The sequence below is a fragment of the Halomonas dongshanensis genome (assembly GCF_024790395.1).
GTDB classification, from domain to species: Bacteria; Pseudomonadota; Gammaproteobacteria; order Pseudomonadales; family Halomonadaceae; genus Vreelandella; species Vreelandella dongshanensis.
In genome coordinates this window covers 571,361-592,616 of record NZ_JAJISC010000001.1, presented here as the reverse complement: position 1 = coordinate 592,616, position 21,256 = coordinate 571,361, and the positions used below count along the sequence as shown (strand labels likewise).

Annotated in this window: 16 protein-coding genes; 2 read left to right on the top strand and 14 right to left on the bottom strand. The window is 61.4% G+C overall.

Annotation, left to right across the window (positions count from 1 at the left end; translation table 11 throughout):
* Window positions 1–112 precede the first annotated feature (112 nt).
* Entirely contained in the window at window positions 113–2,110 is a 1,998-nt protein-coding gene (gene ftsH, locus LLY24_RS02715; protein ID WP_259034721.1) for an ATP-dependent zinc metalloprotease FtsH, read from the bottom strand.
* Between the two features lie 240 nt (window positions 2,111–2,350).
* On the bottom strand, window positions 2,351–2,998 hold the full coding sequence (gene rlmE, locus LLY24_RS02710) for a 23S rRNA (uridine(2552)-2'-O)-methyltransferase RlmE (RefSeq protein WP_259034720.1): 648 nt from the start codon (window positions 2,996–2,998) through the stop codon (window positions 2,351–2,353).
* Between the two features lie 131 nt (window positions 2,999–3,129).
* Between rlmE and LLY24_RS02705 the strand changes: the two genes are divergently transcribed.
* Entirely contained in the window at window positions 3,130–3,459 is a 330-nt protein-coding gene (locus LLY24_RS02705; RefSeq protein WP_259034719.1) for a YhbY family RNA-binding protein, read from the top strand.
* 88 nt (window positions 3,460–3,547) lie between these two features.
* Here the strand turns inward: LLY24_RS02705 and greA are convergent, their stop codons facing one another.
* The 11 genes from greA to grpE form a co-directional block, all read right to left on the bottom strand.
* Window positions 3,548–4,024 (bottom strand): transcription elongation factor GreA, encoded by a 477-nt coding sequence (gene greA, locus LLY24_RS02700; RefSeq protein WP_259034718.1) that lies wholly within the window; start codon window positions 4,022–4,024, stop codon window positions 3,548–3,550.
* A complete protein-coding gene (carB, locus tag LLY24_RS02695; RefSeq protein WP_259034717.1) occupies window positions 4,021–7,251 on the bottom strand; it encodes a carbamoyl-phosphate synthase large subunit in 3,231 nt (1,076 codons plus the stop codon). The genes greA and carB overlap by 4 nt, the downstream gene beginning before the upstream one ends.
* Before the next feature lie 66 nt (window positions 7,252–7,317).
* Window positions 7,318–8,463, bottom strand: a complete 1,146-nt coding sequence (carA, locus tag LLY24_RS02690) for a glutamine-hydrolyzing carbamoyl-phosphate synthase small subunit (RefSeq protein ID WP_259034898.1) — start codon at window positions 8,461–8,463, stop codon at window positions 7,318–7,320.
* Window positions 8,464–8,860: 397 nt separating this feature from the next.
* Window positions 8,861–9,667: a 4-hydroxy-tetrahydrodipicolinate reductase gene (gene dapB, locus LLY24_RS02685; protein WP_259034716.1), complete on the bottom strand. Its 807-nt coding sequence runs from the start codon at window positions 9,665–9,667 to the stop codon at window positions 8,861–8,863.
* Window positions 9,668–9,824: 157 nt separating this feature from the next.
* Entirely contained in the window at window positions 9,825–11,051 is a 1,227-nt protein-coding gene (locus tag LLY24_RS02680) for a cytochrome c (RefSeq protein WP_259034715.1), read from the bottom strand.
* Window positions 11,048–12,811 carry a GMC family oxidoreductase gene (locus LLY24_RS02675; protein WP_259034714.1) on the bottom strand — a complete coding sequence of 588 codons (1,764 nt, stop codon included), beginning with the start codon at window positions 12,809–12,811 and terminating at the stop codon, window positions 11,048–11,050. Before LLY24_RS02675 ends, LLY24_RS02680 begins: the two co-directional genes overlap by 4 nt.
* Window positions 12,812–12,820: 9 nt before the next feature.
* Entirely contained in the window at window positions 12,821–13,588 is a 768-nt protein-coding gene (locus LLY24_RS02670) for a gluconate 2-dehydrogenase subunit 3 family protein (protein WP_259034713.1), read from the bottom strand.
* A gap of 194 nt (window positions 13,589–13,782) precedes the next feature.
* The gene (locus tag LLY24_RS02665; RefSeq protein WP_259034712.1) at window positions 13,783–14,682 is read right to left on the bottom strand and encodes a DMT family transporter; all 900 of its coding nucleotides are present in this window, start codon (window positions 14,680–14,682) and stop codon (window positions 13,783–13,785) included.
* Window positions 14,683–14,763: 81 nt separating this feature from the next.
* On the bottom strand, window positions 14,764–15,924 hold the full coding sequence (dnaJ, locus tag LLY24_RS02660; protein ID WP_259034711.1) for a molecular chaperone DnaJ: 1,161 nt from the start codon (window positions 15,922–15,924) through the stop codon (window positions 14,764–14,766).
* A 162-nt stretch (window positions 15,925–16,086) separates the two neighbouring features.
* On the bottom strand, window positions 16,087–18,018 hold the full coding sequence (gene dnaK / locus LLY24_RS02655; RefSeq protein ID WP_259034710.1) for a molecular chaperone DnaK: 1,932 nt from the start codon (window positions 18,016–18,018) through the stop codon (window positions 16,087–16,089).
* Between the two features lie 117 nt (window positions 18,019–18,135).
* Window positions 18,136–18,780, bottom strand: coding sequence for a nucleotide exchange factor GrpE (gene grpE / locus LLY24_RS02650; protein WP_259034709.1), 645 nt, complete (start codon window positions 18,778–18,780; stop codon window positions 18,136–18,138).
* A gap of 208 nt (window positions 18,781–18,988) precedes the next feature.
* Between grpE and recN the strand changes: the two genes are divergently transcribed.
* Window positions 18,989–20,662, top strand: coding sequence for a DNA repair protein RecN (recN, locus tag LLY24_RS02645; protein ID WP_259034708.1), 1,674 nt, complete (start codon window positions 18,989–18,991; stop codon window positions 20,660–20,662).
* A 110-nt stretch (window positions 20,663–20,772) separates the two neighbouring features.
* Here recN and fur read toward each other — a convergent pair whose 3' ends face one another.
* A complete protein-coding gene (gene fur, locus LLY24_RS02640; protein ID WP_259034707.1) occupies window positions 20,773–21,225 on the bottom strand; it encodes a ferric iron uptake transcriptional regulator in 453 nt (150 codons plus the stop codon).
* Window positions 21,226–21,256 lie beyond the last annotated feature (31 nt).

Below are 21,256 nucleotides of genomic sequence, written 5' to 3'. Positions count from 1 at the left end.
CGTCGTCGTCCTGACTAAAACGGGAGTGAAGCTAAAATGGCTAACGGTCGAAAACCGCTAGGATAACAAAAAAGGCACCTCGAACGAGGTGCCTTTTGCGCGAGCGCGGCGGTTAGGAACCGGCGCTACCGCCTAGCGGGTCGGAGGGGCGACGGCGCGGGCCGTCGTCGTCCTCTTCGCTTTCGCCATCGTCCTGGCTCTGCGGCGCGTCGTCCTGAGCGCGCGGCTGCGGCTCGTCATCCACGCGCGTGCCGCCACCGGAGGCATCACCGTCGTCCCAGCCTTCGGGCGGACGCGGATCGCGGCCTTCCATGATGTCCTTGAGCTGATGCGCATCGATGGTTTCGTACTTCATCAGTGCTTCGGCCATGGCATCGAGCTTGTCGCGGTTCTCTTCGAGGATGATGCGCGCCTGCTCGTAGCAGTCATCGATGATGCGGCGCACTTCCTTGTCCAGACGCGTAGTGGTTTCGCCTGACTTGAGCTTACCGCCGCCCTGCCCCGGGCCGCCGAGGAACTGGTGCGACTCGTCCTCGTCGTACATGATCGGGCCCATCTCGTCCGACAAGCCCCACTTGGCGACCATGTTATGGGCAAGCTCGGTGGCACGCTTGATGTCGTTGGAAGCCCCAGTGGTAACCCCGCTTGGCCCAAGTGTCATCTCTTCGGCAATACGGCCACCGAACAGCGAACAGATCTGACTGATGATCTGCTGCTTGGACAGGCTGTAGCGATCCTGCTCGGGCAGGAACATGGTCACGCCCAAGGCGCGGCCGCGCGGAATGATGGTGACCTTATAGACCGGGTCGTGCTCTGGCATCACCAAACCGATGATCGCGTGGCCAGCTTCGTGGTAAGCGGTATTGAGCTTCTCTTTGTCGGTCATGACCATGGAGCGGCGCTCGGCCCCCATCATGATCTTGTCCTTGGCGAGCTCCAGCTCCTCCATACCTACCAGGCGCTTGTTGCGCCGTGCGGCAAAGAGCGCTGCCTCGTTGACCAGGTTGGCGAGATCCGCACCCGAAAAACCGGGCGTACCGCGGGCGATCAGCACCGGCTTGACGTCATCCGCCAGTGGCACCTTGCGCAGGTGCACACCCAGGATGTGCTCACGGCCGCGAATATCGGGCAGGCCAACGGTGACCTGACGGTCGAAGCGGCCCGGACGCAAGAGCGCGGGGTCGAGTACGTCAGGGCGGTTGGTCGCGGCGATGACGATGATGCCTTCGTTGGCCTCGAAACCGTCCATTTCGACCAGCAACTGGTTGAGCGTTTGCTCGCGCTCATCGTTACCACCGCCCATTCCGGCGCCGCGCGAGCGGCCCACGGCATCGATCTCGTCGATGAAGATGATGCAGGGCGCCTGCTTCTTGGCCTGCTCGAACATATCACGCACGCGTGATGCGCCCACGCCGACGAACATCTCGACGAAGTCAGAGCCAGAAATGGAGAAAAACGGTACCTTGGCTTCACCGGCGATAGATTTCGCCAGCAGCGTCTTACCGGTTCCTGGCGGGCCGACCATGAGGACGCCGCGCGGAATGGTGCCGCCCAAACGCTGGAACTTGGTCGGATCGCGCAGGAAGTCGACGAGCTCCTCGACCTCCTCCTTGGCTTCGTCGCAACCGGCAACGTCAGCAAACGTGGTTTTGATCTGATCCTGAGAGAGCAGTTTGGCTTTGGACTTACCGAAACTCATCGGCCCGCCCTTGCCGCCCCCGGCGCCGCCCTGCATTTGGCGCATGAAGAACATGAAGATCGCCAGGATCAACAGAATCGGGAAACTCGCGATCAAAAGTCGCGTCCAGATGCTCTGCTGCTCAGGCGCCTTACCCACCACGGTGACGTTGTTGCTCAGCAGGTCGTCCATCAGCTTGGGATCCTCGGCGGCCGGACGAATCGTCTGGAACGAGGAGCCGTCGGTACGCTCACCGCTGATGGTGTAACCATCGATGGTGACGCTACGTACCTGCTGATTTTGCACCTGCTGAACGAACTGGGAGTAGTTCATCGACTGGGGTGAGCTTTCGGTACTGAAATTGTTGAACACTGTCAGGAGGACGGCCGCGATGACCAACCACAGAATCAGGTTCTTCGCCATATCGTTCAAGGGGCAACCCTCATTACAAGAAACCGTCAGTTGACGCCGCAGCGGGCCGAGTGATGTCGTACTTGGACCCCATCATCGCCATGGGCGTTCAACCCTTGCCAACGCGCACCAGAGCACGTCGGGCCAGGCGTGTCACATTCGCATCTCCTGACTGTGACACAGAACGCGATAGGGTGTTAGCCATCACGTTCATCGAATATCGCTATTCACATACTGCTACCAATCAAACCGAGCTATACGCTACCTACGAAAGCCTTCTGCTAGCAAGTAGACTTCACGCGAACGCGCGCGCGAGGCGTCGGGCTTGCGGGTCACCACCCGGGCAAAACTGCTGCGCAGCGCCTTGAGATAAGCATCGAACCCTTCACCTTGAAACACCTTAGCGAGAAAACGGCCGCCGGGGGAGAGCGTCTCGCGCGCAAGCTCCAGCGCCAGCTCCACCAGATACATCGCCTGAGGCTGATCGATGGCCGCCATGCCACTCATATTGGGGGCCATGTCCGACATCACAAGGTCTACGGGACGATTTCCCAAGCGTTCGAGAATCGCCTCCAGCACCGTCTCTTCGGTAAAGTCGCCCTGAATGAAGTCGACGCCCGCCAGAGCATCCATCTCCAGAATATCCGAGGCCAGCACCAGTCCTTCGCTGCCTACCTTCTCAGCGGCCACCTGGCTCCAGCCACCGGGAGCAGCCCCTAAGTCGATCACCGTCATGCCTGCGCGAAACAGCTTGTCCTTGGCATCGAGTTCGAGCAACTTGTAGCTTGCCCGCGACCGATAGCCATCTTGCCAGCTCTGTTTGACGTAGTGATCGTCGAAGTGCTCTTTCATCCAACTGGCGCTGGTCTTGCTGGCCGGACGCTTACCGGCAGATGGCTTTTGCGACATGGTGATAACGGTACGGAAATAGAGAAGTGGACACGCTCGCGCGAGCGCCTTTGGGTGCATGATCGCTTTCACTTGACGGTTTTTCGCCGTAAGATGGAGCGTTAAGCCAATTCGGGATACCGCAAGATACCATGAGCTTGTCACAGGCACAAAAGAAAGCATTTCGCAGCATCGGCCACCATCTGAATCCAGTCGTCACCCTTTCGGAGAACGGCATTTCGGAGAATTTGGTCGCCGAGCTCAATCGCGCCCTCAACGACCACGAGCTGATCAAAATCAAGCTGGCGATTGCCGAGCGCGACGACCGCGCCGCCATGCTCGAAGAGCTCCTGGCCCAGGCCGGTAACGTCGAGCGCGTGCAAACCATCGGCAAGACCGCGCTACTCTACCGCAAAAACCCCAAGGCGAACGTCAAACTCTCCAACGTTTCCCGTTTCGAGAACCACCACGGCCGCCACTGAGCGTCACCGATCCCGGATACGCAAGCGCCCCCGCCACATCGTGGCGGGGGCGCTGCGTTTGGGCCTAAGCGCTCATAGCCCTAAACGATTAGAGATGCTCGACGCTCTCGACCTCGTACTCGACATCGCCGCCCGGGGTCTTGACCACGACGATATCACCCTCTTCCTTACCGATCAGCGCACGCGCGATGGGCGAGGTTACCGAAATGCGCCCGGCTTTGATGTCGGCTTCGTCCTCACCCACGATGCGGTAGGTCACCTTGGCGTCGGTATCGAGATTGAGCAGCGACACCGTGACGCCGAAGATCACCTTGCCGGTCTTGGGCAGCTTGGTGACATCGATCACCTGGGCATTGGAGAGCTTACCTTCGATCTCCTGGATACGCCCTTCGATGAAGCCCTGCTGCTCACGCGCGGCGTGATACTCGGCGTTCTCTTTGAGATCGCCGTGCTCGCGCGCCTCGGCGATGGCCGCGATCACCGTCGGGCGGGCATCGCTCTTCAGGTGGTCCAACTCCTCGCGAAGGCGTTTCTCTCCCGTCACCGTCATCGGGACCTTGTTCATCCATTTGCTCCTGCATGCAGTTCCTGAAGGCGCCGCACCGTAATCTCGCGTCCATACTCCAGCGCCATGCAAACGGCATTAGCGCCCGCCAAGGTGGTCGCATAGGGCACCTTGCGCGCGAGAGCAGTACGACGAATGACCGAAGAGTCATTGATAGCCTGACGCCCTTCGGTGGTATTCACGATATAGGCTATCTCGTCGTTCTTGATCGAATCGACGATATGGGGACGGCCTTCGTAGACTTTATTGACGCGCTCCACCGCAATACCGGCCGCTTCCAGAGCGGCAGCGGTGCCGTGGGTCGCACAAAGTGTAAAGCCCAATGTTAGCAGAGAACGCGCAACTTCGATAATCCCGGCCTTGTCCGGCTCGCGCACCGACAAGAATGCCTTGCGCTCGCCCTCAAGAGACGGAATAGCCTCACCGGCGCCCAGCTGCGCCTTGAAGAAGGCCTCGGCGAAGGTAGTGCCCGAGCCCATCACCTCGCCGGTGGACTTCATCTCCGGCGAAAGAATCGGGTCGACACCGGGGAACTTGTTGAACGGGAAGACCGCTTCCTTGACGCTGTAGAAGTGCGGCACGATTTCGCGCTCGAAGCCCTGGGCGGCAAGAGTAGTGCCTGCCATGCAGCGCGCTGCCACCTGGGCGAGTGAGGTGCCGATACACTTGGAGACGAAGGGCACGGTACGCGAGGCGCGCGGGTTGACCTCGATCACGTAGATCTCACCGTCTTGCCAGGCGAGTTGCACGTTCATCAGACCGACCACGCCGAGTTCGACCGCCATGCGCTTGACCTGCTCGCGCATCTCATCCTGAACGTCTGCGGGTAGCGAATAGGGCGGCAGCGAGCAAGCAGAGTCGCCAGAGTGAACGCCTGCTTGCTCGACGTGCTGCATGATGCCGCCGATGACCACCTGCTGACCATCAGACACCGCATCGATATCGACCTCGACTGCGGCACTCAAGAAGTGATCGAGCAGCACCGGCGAGTCGTTGGAGACCTTCACCGCATGGGTCATGTAGTTTTCGAGCTCGGAGGCGTCGTAGACGATCTCCATGGCGCGGCCGCCCAGCACGTAGCTCGGGCGCACCACCAGCGGATAGCCGATGGTTTCGGCTTTGGCGAAGGCCTCCTCGAAGCTACGCGCGGTAGCATTCGGCGGCTGCTTCAGGCCAAGCTTGTCGATCATCTTCTGGAAGCGCTCGCGGTCTTCGGCGCGGTCGATCGCGTCCGGCGTGGTGCCGATGATCGGCACGCCAGCGGCTTCGAGCTCGCGGGCGAGCTTGAGCGGAGTCTGGCCGCCAAACTGCACGATCACCCCGACCGGCTTCTCCTTGTCGGCGATTTCGAGCACGTCTTCGAGCGTCACCGGCTCGAAGTAGAGACGGTCGGAGGTGTCGTAGTCGGTGGAGACGGTTTCCGGGTTGCAGTTGACCATGATGGTTTCATAGCCGTCGTCGCGCATGGCGAGTGCGGCGTGAACGCAGCAGTAGTCGAACTCGATGCCCTGGCCGATCCGGTTCGGCCCGCCGCCCAGCACCATGATCTTCTGGCGATCGGAGACGTCCGCTTCGCACTCCTCTTCGTAGGTGGAGTACATGTAGGCGGTATCGGAGGCGAACTCGGCGGCACAGGTATCGACGCGCTTGTAGACCGGGCGAATACCGGCGGCCTGGCGCGTTTGGCGAAACGCTTTCTCGGCCACGCCCAGGAGCTTGGCAAGACGCGCATCGCTAAAGCCCTTGCGCTTGAGGCGGTAGAGCTCGTCGGCGCTGAAACTTTCGAGCGTGCGCTCGGCCACGGCCTTCTCGGTGAGGATCAGGTCTTCAAGCTGCACCAAGAACCAGCGGTCGATCTTGGTCAGGGCGAAGATCTCATCGATGCTCATGCCGCTGCGCAGGGCGTCGGCGACGAAGAAAATACGCTCAGCACCGGCGGCCTGAAGCTCGCCCTTGATCAGCGCCATGTTGTCGTCGCTGAAATCGCTGACGATGGGATCGAGGCCGTCGTTGCCGGTCTCCATGCCGCGCAGCGCCTTTTGCAGCGACTCCTGGAAGGTCCGGCCGATCGCCATTACTTCGCCCACCGACTTCATCTGGGTGGTCAAACGGTCGTTGGCCTGGGGGAACTTCTCGAAGGTGAAGCGCGGAATCTTGGTGACGACGTAGTCGATCGCGGGCTCGAAGGAGGCCGGTGTAGCACCGCCGGTAATGTCGTTTTGCAGCTCGTCCAGGGTGTAACCGACGGCCAGCTTGGCGGCGATCTTGGCGATGGGGAAGCCGGTCGCTTTAGAGGCGAGCGCCGAGGAGCGCGACACCCGCGGGTTCATCTCGATGACCACCATGCGCCCGGTGTTGGGGTCGACGCCAAACTGAACGTTGGAGCCACCGGTCTCGACGCCGATCTCGCGCAGCACGGCGAGGCTCGCGTCGCGCATGATCTGGTACTCTTTGTCCGTCAGCGTTTGCGCCGGGGCCACGGTAATGGAGTCGCCGGTATGCACGCCCATGGGGTCGAAGTTTTCGATCGCGCAGACGATGATGCAGTTGTCGTTCTTGTCACGAACGACCTCCATCTCGTACTCCTTCCAGCCCAGCAGCGACTCGTCGATCAGCAGCTCGTGGTTATTGGAGAGTTCGAAGCCGCGGGTACAGATCTCCTCGAACTCCTCCTTGTTGTACGCCACGCCCCCGCCGGAGCCGCCCATGGTGTAGGAGGGACGGATGATGGTAGGAAAGCCGAGTTCGGCCTGGATTTCCCACGCCTCGTCCATGGTGTGCGCTACCTTCGCCTTGGGGCAGGCAAGGCCGATGTTCTTCATCGCCTTGTCGAACAGGTCGCGGTCTTCGGCCTTGTTGATGGCATCGGCGTTGGCGCCGATCATCTCCACATTGTACTTTTCGAGCACGCCGTGCTTGTCCAGATCCAGCGCGCAGTTGAGTGCCGTCTGGCCACCCATGGTCGGCAGGATCGCCGAGGGGCGCTCGGCTTCGATGATCTTCTCAACCGCCTGCCAGGTGATCGGCTCGATGTAAGTCGCATCGGCCATGGCCGGGTCGGTCATGATGGTGGCCGGGTTGGAGTTGACCAGAATGACCCGGTAGCCCTCCTCGCGCAGCGCCTTGCACGCCTGGGCGCCGGAGTAGTCGAATTCACAGGCTTGGCCGATGACGATGGGGCCTGCGCCAATGATCAGAATGCTGGTGATGTCGGTACGCTTGGGCATAACGGTTCCTGCAGAATTAGGCGGTAAAGTGCGTGATGAAGTACGTCGGGGCGTTGCGTCGGGCGCTTAGCGGCGCGCCTTCATCATGTCCACGAAACGATCAAACAGCGGCGACACGTCCTTCGGCCCAGGGCTCGCTTCCGGGTGGCCCTGGAAGCTGAAGGCCGGACGGTCGGTGCGCTCGATGCCCTGCAGGGTGCCGTCGAACAGCGAACGGTGCGTCGCGCGCAGGTTGGCCGGCAGGCTCGCTTCGTCAGCGGCGAAGCCGTGGTTTTGGCTGGTGATCATGACGTGCCCGGTATCCAAGTCCTGCACCGGGTGGTTGGCGCCGTGGTGGCCGTGGCTCATCTTCACCGTCTTGGCGCCCGAGGCCAGCGCCAGGAGCTGGTGCCCAAGGCAGATACCAAAGACCGGCGTCTCGGTTTCGAGCACCTCACGAATTGCCTGGATGGCGTAGTCGCAGGGCTCGGGGTCGCCCGGGCCGTTGGCCAAGAAGACGCCGTCCGGATTCATCGCCAGCACCTTAGAGGCTGGGGTCTCCGCGGGCACCACGGTCAGGCGGCAGCCGCGCGTGGCGAGCAGACGCAAAATGTTGTGTTTGACGCCGAAATCGTAGGCCACCACGTGGTAGGGGCGCTCGATGCTGGCGGTGTCCTGATAGCCCTCACCCAGGGTCCAGTCGCCCTCACTCCACTCGTAAGCGCTCTTGCACGACACCACCTTGGCCAGGTCCATACCCTTGAGGCCGGGGAACGCACGCGCAGCCTCCAGCGCCCGCGCCTCGGCATCCTCACCTTCGGCGTCCGCACCGGCCAGAATCGCGCCGTTCTGAGCGCCCTTATCGCGCAGGATACGGGTCAAACGGCGGGTATCGATATCGGCGATACCCAGTACGCTTTGGCTCTTGAGGTAGTCAGAAAGCGACTGGGTCGAGCGGAAGTTGCTGGCCAGCAGGGGCAGATCGCGAATCACCAAGCCAGCCGCCGCAATCGAGGCCGACTCGACGTCTTCGACGTTGACGCCGGTATTGCCGATATGAGGGTAGGTCAGGGTCACGATCTGGCGGGTGTAGGAGGGGTCGGTCAGAATCTCTTGATAGCCGGTCATGGCTGTATTGAACACCACCTCACCGCTGGTCTGTCCATCCGCGCCGATGGCGACACCACGGAAAACGCTGCCATCTTCCAGGGCCAAGATCGCGGGTTTGCTCAATGCGGGGTTATTCAAGACAAGGTTCTCCCATGCTGGTGGGAGCCTGAGGGCGCAGGCTCGGCAATTCCGTGCGAAAGCAACGCTCTTTCGCAGCGACAGTTCGGTAGCACAACGACGTGACGGTTCAAGCCCGGGCGTGAACGCCAGTGGCGTTCAAACGCAGGGCGTACATCAGGTCGTAAAAAAGCGGGACGAAGCCGACCAAAATGCATCGGTTTCATCCCGCTTGTTGTTCTCTGCCTTCACGCCTGCCTATCGGCGAACGCAAGGCTTTGGGCTGGCCAACGCAACAAGCGCGTCGTAACTTCACCAATTTTAAGCCACCCGGCCAAAATTTTTGGAATGTTACAGGATTTCGCCCGCCTCGCCTACCCCCGCAACGGCGCTTAGGCAAAAATCAGCGCAGCGCCAGCACGTCCTGCATGTCGTAGCGACCCTGGTCGCGCTCGGCGACCCAGCGCGCGGCGCGCACGGCACCCTTGGCAAACGTCATGCGGCTCGAGGCTTTGTGAGTGATTTCGATGCGCTCACCTTCGGTGGCGAACATCACCGTGTGCTCGCCGACGATGTCACCGGCGCGCAGAGTGGCAAAGCCGATCTCTTTATCACTGCGCGGCCCACACTGGCCAACGCGCTCGAACACGCCGTGCTCCTTGAGATTACGCCCCAGACTTTCGGCCACGACTTCGCCCATCTTGAGCGCCGTGCCGGAAGGCGCATCGACTTTGTGGCGGTGATGCGCTTCGACGACTTCGATGTCGTAGCCCTCATCGCCCAGCGCCTTGGCGGCAGTTTCCAGAAGCTTCAGAGTAAGATTGACGCCCACGCTCATGTTAGGCGCGAAGACCATCGCCACGCGGTTGCGATAGCCGTCGAGCGTTGTGAGCTCGTCATCGCTTAGGCCAGTGGTACCAATGACGATGGCTTTGCCGTGCTCAGCGCAGAAGGCCAGGTTGGCAAGCGTGACCTGCGGCGTCGTGAAGTCGATCAGCACGTCGAAGTCATCGACGATGGCCGCCAGTGAATCAACTGCCTGCAGGCCGCGTTTACCAACCCCTGCAAGCTCACCGATATCGGCACCCGCCAGCGAGCTGCCCGGGGCCACGCTACCGCCGGCAAGTGTTGCCTCGGCGTCTTGTTCGACGGCGTTCACCAGCGTGCGACCCATACGGCCCGCCACGCCTACGATGGCAATTCGAGTCATGCTAACTCCTGCTCTCGACAAAGATTGAGCAACGCGAAGCGTACGAACGTCTCGACACGCACGCAGATGCGCTACTGGAACTGGGAGGGAGTATATCAGACCGCTACCCAAGGGCTCAGCGGCGTCGCCGAAGCCCTTGGGCAATACCTCCTCAAACTCACTCGCTTTCCAGCGTTTCACGCATATCGGCAACCTCGCTTGCCGACACCGCCGGGGCAGCGTTACCCCAGCTGTTACGCACGAAGGTCAATACGTTGGCGACGTCATCATCGCTCAGGTTCCAGGCAAAGGCGGGCATGGCCGGTGCGGTGGGCTTGGCGTCGGTGGCTACCGGGCGGCTGCCCGCCAACACCACACGAATCAGCGAGTCGGTATTGGCGCTGTTGAGCAAGGCGTTGCTCGCAAGCTGAGGGAAGATGCCTGGCTCACCGCCGCCGTTAGGCGTATGGCAGCCCGAGCAGCGGTCGAAGTAGATGTGGCTACCCGCTCGCACCTGGGCGTTATCCTCCGCTAGCGGCTCGGGCGGCTCGCGATCCCAGTCGGCGGCATCGACCCCCGCCCCGGAAAGCAAATAGCGCGCCACGGCGTAGAGGTCGTCTTCGGTCCAGTGCTGGGAGGAGTGGTGCACTTCATCGGCCATCGGGCCCGAGGCGAAAGCGTAGCGGTTGCCGCCGGTCTGCAGGTACTCGACCAGCTCCTCCTCGCTCCAGTTGCCGATACCCACGTGGCGGTTTGGGGTGATGTTGGGCGCGTACCAGCCTTCGATGCTGGCGCCGGAGAACTTGTCGCCGCCCTCCCCGCCCATGAAGTTGCGCGGCGTATGACAGGTGCCGCAGTGTCCTAGGCTCTCCACCAGATAGGCGCCGCGGTTGATCTCATCGCTCTGTTCGGGGTCGGGCTCGAAGCGGCGCCCGTCGAAGTTCAATAGATTCCAGCCCAACATCACCTGACGCACGCTAAAGGGGAACGGCAGCTGGTTGGCGTCCACGTCGTTTTCGACCGGCGTGACCGTTTGCAGGTACGCCCATAGGTCGCGAATGTCCCTCTCCTCCATCAGCGTGTACGAGGGGTACGGCATGGCCGGATAGAGGTGATAACCACCACGGCCAACGCCCTCGGTCATTGCTGCCTTGAAGTCCTCGAAGTTCCAGCGCCCAAGACCAGTGGCCGCATCGGGAGTGATGTTGGGCGCAATCAGCGTACCAAAGGGCGTCTCAAGTGGTACACCGCCTGCGAGCGGCTGGTCGTCGTCAACGGTATGACAGGCCGCGCAGTCGCCGAGCACGCTGATATAGCGCCCGCGTTCGATATCCTGAAACTCGGTGCTGGCGGCCCATGCCGAAAGTGGCAGCAGCGCTAAGGCAAACCCCGTGAGCGTTTTCATGCAATCATCTCCCCGGGGTTGCGCAGGTAGCGATTAACGATGGCATCGGCGGCCTTGAAAGCGAGCGCCCCTACGGTGCCTGTGGGGTTGTAGCCCGGATTTTGCGGAAAGGCGGAGGCGCCAACGACGAACAGGTTGGGCACGCCCCATACCTGCAGATACTTGTTCACCGAGCTGGTACCGGGGTCGGCGCCCATGACGAAGCCGCCCACCACGTGGGAAGACTGGTAGGGCCGCCCGTCCCAGGGCCCGGTGCGCGGGTTGGCGACGATTTGGCGCGGGTTCATTCGCCGCGCGATCTCGGCGGTCTTTTCGGTGACGTACTGCGCCATGCGCAAATCGTTTTCGGTGAAGTCGAAGGTGATGCGCAGAAGCGGTCGGCCTAGCCGGTCACGGTAGGTCGGGTCGAGCGACAGATAGTTGTTGGGCGAGGAGTAGTTGCTCGCCTCGCAGCCGATCGACATGGTGCTGGCGTAGTTATCCACCGTGGCGCGCTTCCAGTTCGAGCCCCAGCGCGGCGTGCCCGGCGGCGTTGGGCGCGCGTTGATCGGCGCCGCGCCTATCGGCGTCACCCGGGTGCTGCCGCCGCCGAAGAAACCGAGCCCCGCATGGTCGAAATTGTCGTTGTTGAAATCGTCGATGCCCATGCCTACCGCTCCCCCGCCGATAAACGGGTTGAAGTTCTTGTCATCGAAGAACAGCTGGACGTTGTTGGCGGTTTGGTAGGCGTAATTGCGCCCGGTGGTGCCGCGCCGCGTGGCAGGGTCGTAGGCCTCGCCGATGTTCGAAGTGAGCATTAGGCGCACGTTTTCGAAGGTGAAAGCAGCGACGATGACGATCTCTGCGGGCTGCTCCCAGCGCCGCCCGGCGGAATCGACGTAGACGATACCGGTAGCGCGGCGCCCGCCCGAGTCGGTGGTGACCTCGAGCACTTCGCAGTGGGTGCGCGCCTCGAAGTTCTCCTTACGGATCAGAGCAGGCAGCACCGTCGTAATGGCGCTGGCCTTGGAGTAGTTGGCGCAGCCGTAGTTGGTGCAAAAGCCGCAGAAGGTGCAAGGCCCCATGGTGACGCCAAGTGGGTTGGTATAGGTCTCGGAGACCAGCGACGAGGGCACGGGAAACGGCGTATAGCCCATCTCACGCGCGGTGTCGGCGAACAGCGTCGGCGCGTAGGTCTGCCTTAGCGGCGGGGTCGGATAGTCGCTTGAGCGCGCGCCCTCGAAGGGGTTACCGCCATCTTGCTGGCCGCTCGTCAGCTGGCCCGCGCGCCCCGACGTGCCCGCCACCTTCTCGAAGGCGTCGTAGAAGGGTTCCATCTCGTCCCAATCGGTGCCCCAGTCTTGTAGGGAAAGCTCATCGGGAATCGAATCAGCGCCATAGCGCTCCTCTAAATGGCTGCGCAGGCGAAACTCCTCGGGCTGAAAACGAAACGTGATGCCCGCCCAGTGGTTGCCCGCCCCACCGGTGCCGTTACCTGGGTGAAACGAGCCCCATTGGCGCATCGGCAGCGCCGTTTGCGAGGGCGTGTTACGCATGGTGATAGTGTTTTGGGCGGTGCGCAGCATCAGCTCCTGACGCTGTGCGTAGCGCAGTTCGTCGGTGACCGAGGCGATATTGAAATCCTTGGCGGTATCGCGCCAGGGGCCACGCTCGACGCCTACGACTTTGAGACCTGCGTCGACGAGTTGATTGGCGATGATCGCCCCGGCCCAGCCGAGCCCGACCACCACCGCATCGGTGGGGGGTAGTTTGGTTGCCATAGGTGAATGCTATCCCTGCGCTTGCCAGTCAGGACGCCCGCCGATACTTACCGGTTCGAGCCCGAGATCTTCGTTGTGCCGTTCGACGTAGTCGCGGTAGTCGTAGCGGGCGCCGGGAAAGCCCAGCATCTTCCACGAGACCATGTCCCGGTTACCGCCGTAGAGAGGATCGGCGAAGAAGCCTTCCATGGTGTTCTGCAGTACGATCTCGAAAAACACCTGTGAGTCGATATCGCCGAGCGCGATCTCGTTCTCCTCGAGCTGGGTCAGCACCTGATCGCGCTGTTCGTCAGCCAGCTCGGCAAAGGCCGCGCCGTGTTCGTTGCGGCAGTGGTCATCGAGGGCGCTCAAACCAATGCGGTAACGCTGCTGCGGGGTCAGCGGTGACTGATCGCCCTGCTCCGGCGTGCCCTCTTGAAAGGGGCCATGCATGTAGAGCCGCTCAGAATCGCCGTAGGCCCCGGCCAGTTGGCGGTCGATGAAGACCGTGCAGCCCGCCTCCTTGCCGCTCATGCTCAACGCATCGGCAGGGATCAACCGTTCGACGATCGCCTCGACCGTTGCCGCCTCTTCTTCGGTGAAAAATTGCCAACCCGCGTTTTCATCGACGGGCTCGACGGCAACGTTGGCCAACGGTTTCCATTCGGGGGTATCACGAAAGGTCAGCGCCTGTGCAGCGCCCGGTGCGGATGCGCCGATCAATAGCGCTGCCGAAGACCCCAAGAGCTCCCTTCGGGTCAAGCCGCCTGAAGGGGCGGCATCCTGTTTATTGCTCATCACGGTTCCCTTTATTTTTAAACCCGGCTGCCCAGGGCAGGCAACGGCATCGGGTATTAACACCAGCAGGACTGGGTCAAAAAAATAACGTGCTAACTATTTAGAAACCGTAGGAGAGATACGCCGTTCTCGCAATATTAGAGAACGTAACGTTAATAAAAGTGATCAGTATGACGGGGAGCAAAATACAGTGCTCAACGGCGCAACCACCAGCGTAGCCGCCGCCCTTCCATCGCCGCCAGCGCCACGCCGCAAAGCATAAAGGGCAGCGCGAGCAAAAAGCCGCTGGAGACAGGCAGCCCGAAGAGCAGCCAATCAGCGAGCACGGGCCAAAGCAGAGCGATGTATTCGAAAGGCGCCAGGCGCGACACCTCAGCGTAGCGCAGCGCCAGCGTCAAGGCGATGTGCGCCGTCCCGCCAAACAGCCCCGAGAGAATCAGAATGCCCAGCGTCGGCGCGCTAAGCGATGCCCAGCCGAGCGGCCAGGTAGCCAGCCCCGCCAGCGCCGCGACCAGGATGAAGTAAAACGCAATCGAACCGGCGGTCTCGGTGCGCGAGATACGCCGCACCGTGAGCAGCGCCCCGGCGGTCAATAGCGCCCCGCCAAGCCCCAGAGCGTAGCCTGCAAGCTTGCCTTCACCTGCGTTTGAATCAAGCGCAGGCAGCACCAGCACCACCACTCCCATTAGCGCAAGTACGATACCCCCCGCGCGATAGAGCGAAAAGCGCTCGCCCATCAGCACCACCCCGCCAATGGCCATGAAGATGGGGGCAAGCTGCGCCATTAATGTCGCCTCAGCGACCGGCAGCAGTGCCACTGCACCGAAGGAAGCGAACATCGACGCCGCCCCCAGTCCCGAGCGCAGCGCGTGCCCCAGCGGACGCCGTGTGGCGAGCGCGCGCGGAAACTCCCGCCTGAGCATGAGAAAGATGACGATAGGCAAAAGGGCAAACAGCGAGCGAAAGAATACCGTCTGCCCCACCGGCACTTCATCGCTCACCGACTTGATGCACACCAGCATGGCGGCAGTCAAAAAACCGGCAAGCACCCGCAGCGCAATGCCCAACCCTGGGCGGTCTTCAAGACCCGTCATCTTTTCATCCTTCAGAAAAAACCCCCGGGGATACCGGGGGTCATGCAACACACATGTTAACGCAAAGAGCGAGACAAAAGCTTACGGCTTCATCTCTTCGAAGAACTTCTTCACGCTGTCGAAGAAGCCGGTCTTCTTCGGTGAGTGGCTGTGACTATTGCTGCCATCGAAGCTCTTTTGCAACTGGCGCAGGAGGTCTTTCTGCTCGTCGTTGAGGTTGACCGGGGTTTCGATCACCACCTTGCAGAGCAGATCTCCAGGCGTGCCGCCGCGTACCGGCTTCACGCCCTTGCCGCGCAGGCGGAAGAGCTTGCCGGTTTGCGTTTCCGGCGGAATCTTGAGCTTCACCCGACCATCGAGCGTCGGTACTTCGAGCTCGCCGCCAAGAGCAGCATCGACGAAGTTGATCGGCACATCGCAGTGCAGGTGCTTACCATCACGCTGGAAGATGTGGTGCGGCTTGATCGCAACCTGTACGTAAAGATCGCCAGCGGGGCCACCGTTGACGCCGGACTCGCCCTCGCCGTTCAAACGAATGCGATCGCCAGTATCCACGCCAGGCGGAATCTTCACCGAGAGCGTGCGGGTCTCGCGCACGCGGCCGTCACCGTTGCACTTGTGGCAGGGGACCTTGATCTGCACACCACTACCGTGACAGGTCGGGCAGGTTTGCTGTACGGCAAAGAAGCCCTGCTGCATGCGCACCTGACCCATGCCCTGGCAGGTAGGGCAGGTGTCCTTGGTGGTACCCGGCTCGGCGCCGTCACCATCGCAGCGGTCGCAGGTGATATGACGCGGCACACGGATATCCACCGTAGTGCCCGCAACCGCGCTCTCCAGATCGAGTTCGAGGTTGTAGCGCAGATCCGAGCCGCGCGCAGGCGCATTTGGCCCGCGACGACGGCCTCCGCCACCACCACCAAAAATATCTCCGAACACATCGCCGAAGATATCGCTGAAATCGCCTGAACCGCCGCCACCGAAGCCGCCGCCGCCAAAGCCACCGCCGCCCTGCCCGTCCACGCCGGCATGGCCGAACTGGTCGTAGGCAGCGCGTTTTTGGCCATCGCTCAGCACTTCGTAGGCTTCGGATACCTCACGAAATTTCTCTGCGGCGCTGTTATCGTCCGGGTTGCGATCGGGGTGGTATTTCTGCGCCAAACGGCGATAGGCCTTCTTGATCTCTTTCTGATCGGCCCCCTTCTCGACACCCAGGATTTCGTAGTAATCGCGCTTGGACATGGGTCCTACGCCTCCTGATTCACTGTTCCTGGTTCGCTCTATGCAGTCAACGTCATGCAGTCAACGTCTTGAGTTGCGGGTACGGGACGTAAGCCCCTGCGGCGGAAACAGCAACGCGGGAGGAGGCTCCCGCGTCACCGTTACCCGTAGCAGAAAGAGGCGTTACGACTTTTTCTGCTCGTCGTTGACTTCTTCGTACTCGGCGTCGACGACGTCATCGTCCTGCTTGGCAGAAGACGCCTCGTCGGCGGCACCCTGCTGCTGGGCGGCTTCGGACTGCTCGGCGTACATCTTCTGCGCCAGGTTGCCGGAGGCTTCGGTCAGGGCATCGAGCTTCTGCTGGATGAGTTCCTGATCATCGCCTTTGACGGCCTCTTCGAGTTCGCTGATCGCCGTCTCGATGGCCTGCTTCTCCTCGTCGGTCGCCTTGTCACTAGCTTCCTGAAGGGTCTTGCGGGTGGCATGGATCATGCCATCGGCCTGGTTACGCAGTTGCACCAGCGCCTCGAACTTCTTGTCTTCGTCGGCGTGGGCTTCGGCGTCGCGCACCATCTGCTCGATCTCTTCGTCGGACAGACCGCTTGAGGCCTTGATCACGATGGACTGCTCCTTACCGGTCGCCTTGTCCTTCGCCGAGACGTTGAGAATACCGTTGGCATCTAGATCGAATGCGACTTCGATCTGCGGCACGCCACGCGGCGCAGGCGGAATGTCGCTCAAATCGAAACGACCCAGCGACTTGTTCTGCGCGACCTGCTTACGCTCACCTTGGGCAACGTGAATGGTCACGGCCGTCTGGTTGTCATCCGCGGTAGAGAAGGTTTGCGTCTTCTTCGTCGGGATGGTGGTGTTCTTCTCGATCAGCGGCGTCATGACACCGCCAAGGGTCTCGATACCCAGCGTCAGCGGGGTAACGTCGAGCAGCAGTACGTCCTTGACGTCGCCACCGAGTACGCCACCTTGGATCGCCGCACCCACGGCGACAGCTTCGTCTGGGTTGACGTCTTTACGCGCTTCCTTGCCAAAGAACTCGGCCGCCTTTTGCTGCACCATCGGCATGCGGGTCTGACCACCGACCAAGATCACTTCGTCGATCTCGGAAGCGGAGAGGCCAGCATCCTTGAGTGCCATTTTGCAGGGCTCGAGGGAGCGCTGAACCAGGTCTTCGACCAGCGATTCGAGCTTGGCGCGGGTGACCTTGACGTTCAAGTGCTTGGGACCGGTGTTGTCTGCCGTGATGTAGGGCAGGTTGACATCGGTCTGCTGGGCGCTAGAAAGCTCGATCTTGGCCTTCTCAGCAGCCTCTTTCAGGCGCTGCATGGCAAGGTTATCGCCCGACAGGTTGATGCCGCTGTCGGCCTTGAACTGATCGACCAAGTAGTTGATCAGCGCGAGGTCGAAATCTTCGCCGCCCAGGAAGGTGTCACCGTTGGTGGCGAGCACTTCGAACTGGGTTTCACCGTCGACGTCGGCCACTTCGATGATGGAGATATCGAAGGTACCGCCACCCAGGTCATAGACCGCGATGGTTTTATCGCCGCGCGACTTGTCCATGCCGTAGGCAAGGGCAGCAGCCGTCGGCTCGTTAATGATGCGCTTGACCTCGAGCCCGGCGATACGACCGGCATCCTTGGTGGCCTGACGCTGACTGTCGTTGAAGTAAGCCGGTACGGTGATGACCGCTTCGGTGACCGTTTCGCCGAGATAGTCTTCGGCGGTCTTTTTCATCTTCTTCAGCACTTCTGCGCTCACCTGGGGCGGCGCCATCTTCTTGCCTTTGACTTCGACCCAAGCGTCGCCGTTATCGGCTTCGGCAATCTTGTACGGCACCATCTTGATGTCTTTTTGCACGACGTCGTCCTTGAAACGACGGCCGATCAGACGCTTGATGGCGTACAGGGTGTTCTCGGGGTTGGTGACCGCCTGGCGCTTGGCCGCCTGGCCTACCAGGGTTTCGCCGTCATCGGTGTAGGCGATGATGGACGGCGTAGTACGGCCGCCTTCGGCGTTTTCAATGACTTTGGCGCTATCGCCGTCGAGCACCGCGACACAGGAGTTGGTGGTGCCCAGGTCAATACCAATAATGCGTCCCATAGCAATAACCTCGAATTCGGTGTGGTACGTTAAAACTAAAATTCAACTGGCGGTATTCCGCGTGGTTGCCCTTTATCTGGGGGCCGCTGGCGCCTTTTCAAGGGCCAATCGATCGACTCATCCGGCTTTTTGGCTGACCACGACCATCGCCGGACGCACGAGGCGGCCATTGAGCAGATACCCCTTCTGCACCACCTCGATCACGGTGTTGGGATCCACCTCAGGATTGGGCACCATGGCCATTGCTTCGTGGGTCTGCGGGTCGAAGGGTTCGCCTGCGGGCTCGACCGTCTCGACGCCGAATTTACCCAGCACATCGAGCTGCATCTTGAGCGTCATCGACACACCTTCGCGGTGCGCTTCATCGGCATCGTCACCCATCGACTCCAGCGCTTTTTCGAGGCTATCGACTACCGGCAAGAGCTCCTTGACGAACTTTTCCAAGGCGAACTTGCGTGCTTTATCGGTTTCGGCTTCGGCACGACGGCGCACGTTCTGCGCTTCGGCCACCGCGCGTAGCGCCTGGTCCTTGGCTTCGGCGAGGCTCTGTTCGAGCTCTTCGACCTGAGCGGCAAGAATGTCGACTTCAGGGCTTTGAACGGGATCATCGACCCCGCCACCACTAACGTACTCGCCATCGTCGAGCACGCCTTCGATACCGCCCTCGACTAACTGCTCCTCGGCGGCTTGGTCGGTTACCGTGCCTTCCTGCGCTTGGCGGGCCTGTTCATCGTTCGCTGGGGTCTGGGGATCTTTTGCCATGACAACCTCCTGAAATGAGTCAACGCGGCGCGTGGCCGATCATCCTGAAAACGCACTTTGCACCTAACTTTGCACCCTATATGGGGCTGGTTATCGGCATCTCAAGAGGCGTTGCAGCGATCCGTGGTCTACTGTATAAAACACCACGTCATCGAATAACCAGTGGATAAGCATCCAGCACTCGTGCAGACACGACTCGGGAGATGTCATGCTCACACAGCTCGCCATCCAGGATTACGCCATCGTCGACCACTTGGAGCTCGACCTTAGCGGCGGCATGACCGCCATTACCGGCGAAACCGGCGCCGGCAAGTCGATTCTTCTAGGGGCCTTGGGGCTCTGCCTTGGCGAGCGCGCCGATGCGGGCAGCGTTCGTCATGGCGGCGAGCGCACCGACCTTTCGGCGCGCTTCGACATCCAACACCTGCCCGGCGCCAAGGCGTGGCTCGAGGAGCGCGAACTGCATAGCGACGAGTGCCTGTTGAGGCGCGTGATCAGCGCCTCGGGCCGCTCCAAAGCATGGATCAACGGTCAACCAGCGACCATTGCCGATCTCAAGAGCCTGGGCGAGCAGCTCATTCAGATCCACGGCCAGCACGCCCACCAGGCGCTGATGCGCGAAGAGACGCACCTGTCGCTGCTGGATGACTACGCCGGTCTTAACGAGAACACCGCACAGCTGGGTGAGACCTACCGCGCCTGGAAGCAGGCCCAGCGGCGGCTAAAGCGCCTTCGCGAAGAGGGCGGTGAGATAGAGGCGCGCCGCCAGCTACTGCGCTACCAAGTAGAAGAGCTGAACCAACTGGCCCTGGTCGAGGGCGAGCTGCAAACGTTAGAAGAAGAGCAGCACACCCTAGCCCACGCCGAGGAGACGCTGCGCGAAACCCAGTTCGCGGCCGACTGCTGCGCGGCCGACGACGGCGGGGCGCTTTCGCTGCTGCATCAGGCCCATACGCATTTAAGCGCCCTACCGGGCAGCGACAAAGGCACGCTAGCCAATACGCTGGCCATGCTGGCTGACGCCCGCATTCATATCGAAGAGGCCGCCAGCGAGCTCAACCGCTTGGCTGGGGCGACCGAACTCGACCCCGAGCGCCTGGCCTGGGTGGAGGAGCGCCTGGGCGACATTCATCGCATGGCGCGCAAGCACCATGTGCCCCCGGAAGAGCTCTGCGCTCTGCACGCGGAGCTTCAACGCGAGGTAGAGCAGCTGTCAGCCAGCGATGACGACCTTGAGTCGTTGAGCGCCAAGCTCGCAGACCAGCGCGAAGCGTATCGCCGCCAGGCCAAGAGTCTCAGCGAGGCACGCCAGAAAGCCGCCAAACGCCTGGGAAAAGAGGTACAGCAGCAGCTCGCCTTCCTCGCCATGGGCAAGGCGCGCTTCGAGGTCGAGGTGAACCTGCGCGATAGCGCCACGCCCGAGGGGCTCGATCACGTGCAGTTCTTGATCAGCGCCAACCCCGGCCAGCCCGCCCGACCGCTCACCAAAGTCGCTTCCGGCGGCGAGCTTTCACGCATCAGCTTAGCCATCCAGGTGGTGGCAGCAGCGCACTCGACGATCCCGAGCCTGGTCTTCGACGAGGTGGACGTGGGCATTTCAGGCGCGACGGCGGAGATCGTTGGTCAGCTACTGCGCAAGCTCGGCGAGCGTGGGCAAGTCATGACCGTGACCCACCTGCCTCAGGTCGCCGCGCAGGCGCATCAGCACCTGCACATCGAAAAACGCGCCAAGCGCGATACGACGCAAACGCATATGGCGCTGCTCGACGAGCATGGGCGCATCAGCGAGCTCGCGCGTATGCTCGGCGGCGTCACCCTCTCCGAGCAGACGCTTGCTCACGCGCGCGAAATGCTCCATGCCAGCCAGCGCTTACCGCACTAAACGCCACTCGTTAACACCACGCGTTAATGAAGTAACCAAAAAAAAAGCCCCAATCGCTTAAGAAGCGCTTGGGGCTTTTACTGTCAAAGGAGCCATCGCGGGCAGTGCGCCTACTTCTTTGACGTTGCCGTGCTCTCTTGCCGCGTTACTTTGGAGCCACGGGGCCGCACGTACAGCACTAGAGCGTGGTCGACGAGCTCGTAGCCGTGCTCTTCGGCAATCTCTTGCTGACGGTTTTCGATGGTCTTATCGATGAACTCGATAATCTCACCGCTTTCCAGGCACACCATATGGTCATGGTGCTCTTCTTGCATCATCTCGAAGACCGCGTGGCCACCGTCGAAGTTATGACGAATGACGAGCCCGGCCGACTCGAACTGAGTCAGGACGCGGTAAACGGTCGCCAGCCCCACATCTTCGCCCGCATCGATCAGTGTACGATACACGTCTTCCGCGCTAAGGTGGTGTTGGCCCGAAGCATTTTCGAGAATCTGCAGGATCTTGACGCGCGGCAGGGTCACTTTCAGCCCGGCTTTGCGCAATTCATGGTTCTGATCGGCCATGGTTGCTCTTCGCAGTAACAGGTTGGGTCGG

Bases quoted from the DNA above. Each gene is read 5' to 3' on its own strand.
- carB (WP_259034717.1), bottom strand. From the start codon at position 7,251: ATGCCCAAGCGTACCGACATCACCAGCATTCTGATCATTGGCGCAGGC.
- LLY24_RS02670 (WP_259034713.1), bottom strand. From the start codon at position 13,588: ATGAGCAATAAACAGGATGCCGCCCCTTCAGGCGGCTTGACCCGAAGG.
- recN (WP_259034708.1), top strand. From the start codon at position 18,989: ATGCTCACACAGCTCGCCATCCAGGATTACGCCATCGTCGACCACTTG.
- greA (WP_259034718.1), bottom strand. From the start codon at position 4,024: ATGAACAAGGTCCCGATGACGGTGACGGGAGAGAAACGCCTTCGCGAG.
- dnaK (WP_259034710.1), bottom strand. From the start codon at position 18,018: ATGGGACGCATTATTGGTATTGACCTGGGCACCACCAACTCCTGTGTC.
- LLY24_RS02665 (WP_259034712.1), bottom strand. From the start codon at position 14,682: ATGACGGGTCTTGAAGACCGCCCAGGGTTGGGCATTGCGCTGCGGGTG.
- fur (WP_259034707.1), bottom strand. From the start codon at position 21,225: ATGGCCGATCAGAACCATGAATTGCGCAAAGCCGGGCTGAAAGTGACC.
- grpE (WP_259034709.1), bottom strand. From the start codon at position 18,780: ATGGCAAAAGATCCCCAGACCCCAGCGAACGATGAACAGGCCCGCCAA.
- dnaJ (WP_259034711.1), bottom strand. From the start codon at position 15,924: ATGTCCAAGCGCGATTACTACGAAATCCTGGGTGTCGAGAAGGGGGCC.
- dapB (WP_259034716.1), bottom strand. From the start codon at position 9,667: ATGACTCGAATTGCCATCGTAGGCGTGGCGGGCCGTATGGGTCGCACG.
- LLY24_RS02705 (WP_259034719.1), top strand. From the start codon at position 3,130: ATGAGCTTGTCACAGGCACAAAAGAAAGCATTTCGCAGCATCGGCCAC.
- LLY24_RS02680 (WP_259034715.1), bottom strand. From the start codon at position 11,051: ATGAAAACGCTCACGGGGTTTGCCTTAGCGCTGCTGCCACTTTCGGCA.
- rlmE (WP_259034720.1), bottom strand. From the start codon at position 2,998: ATGTCGCAAAAGCCATCTGCCGGTAAGCGTCCGGCCAGCAAGACCAGC.
- LLY24_RS02675 (WP_259034714.1), bottom strand. From the start codon at position 12,811: ATGGCAACCAAACTACCCCCCACCGATGCGGTGGTGGTCGGGCTCGGC.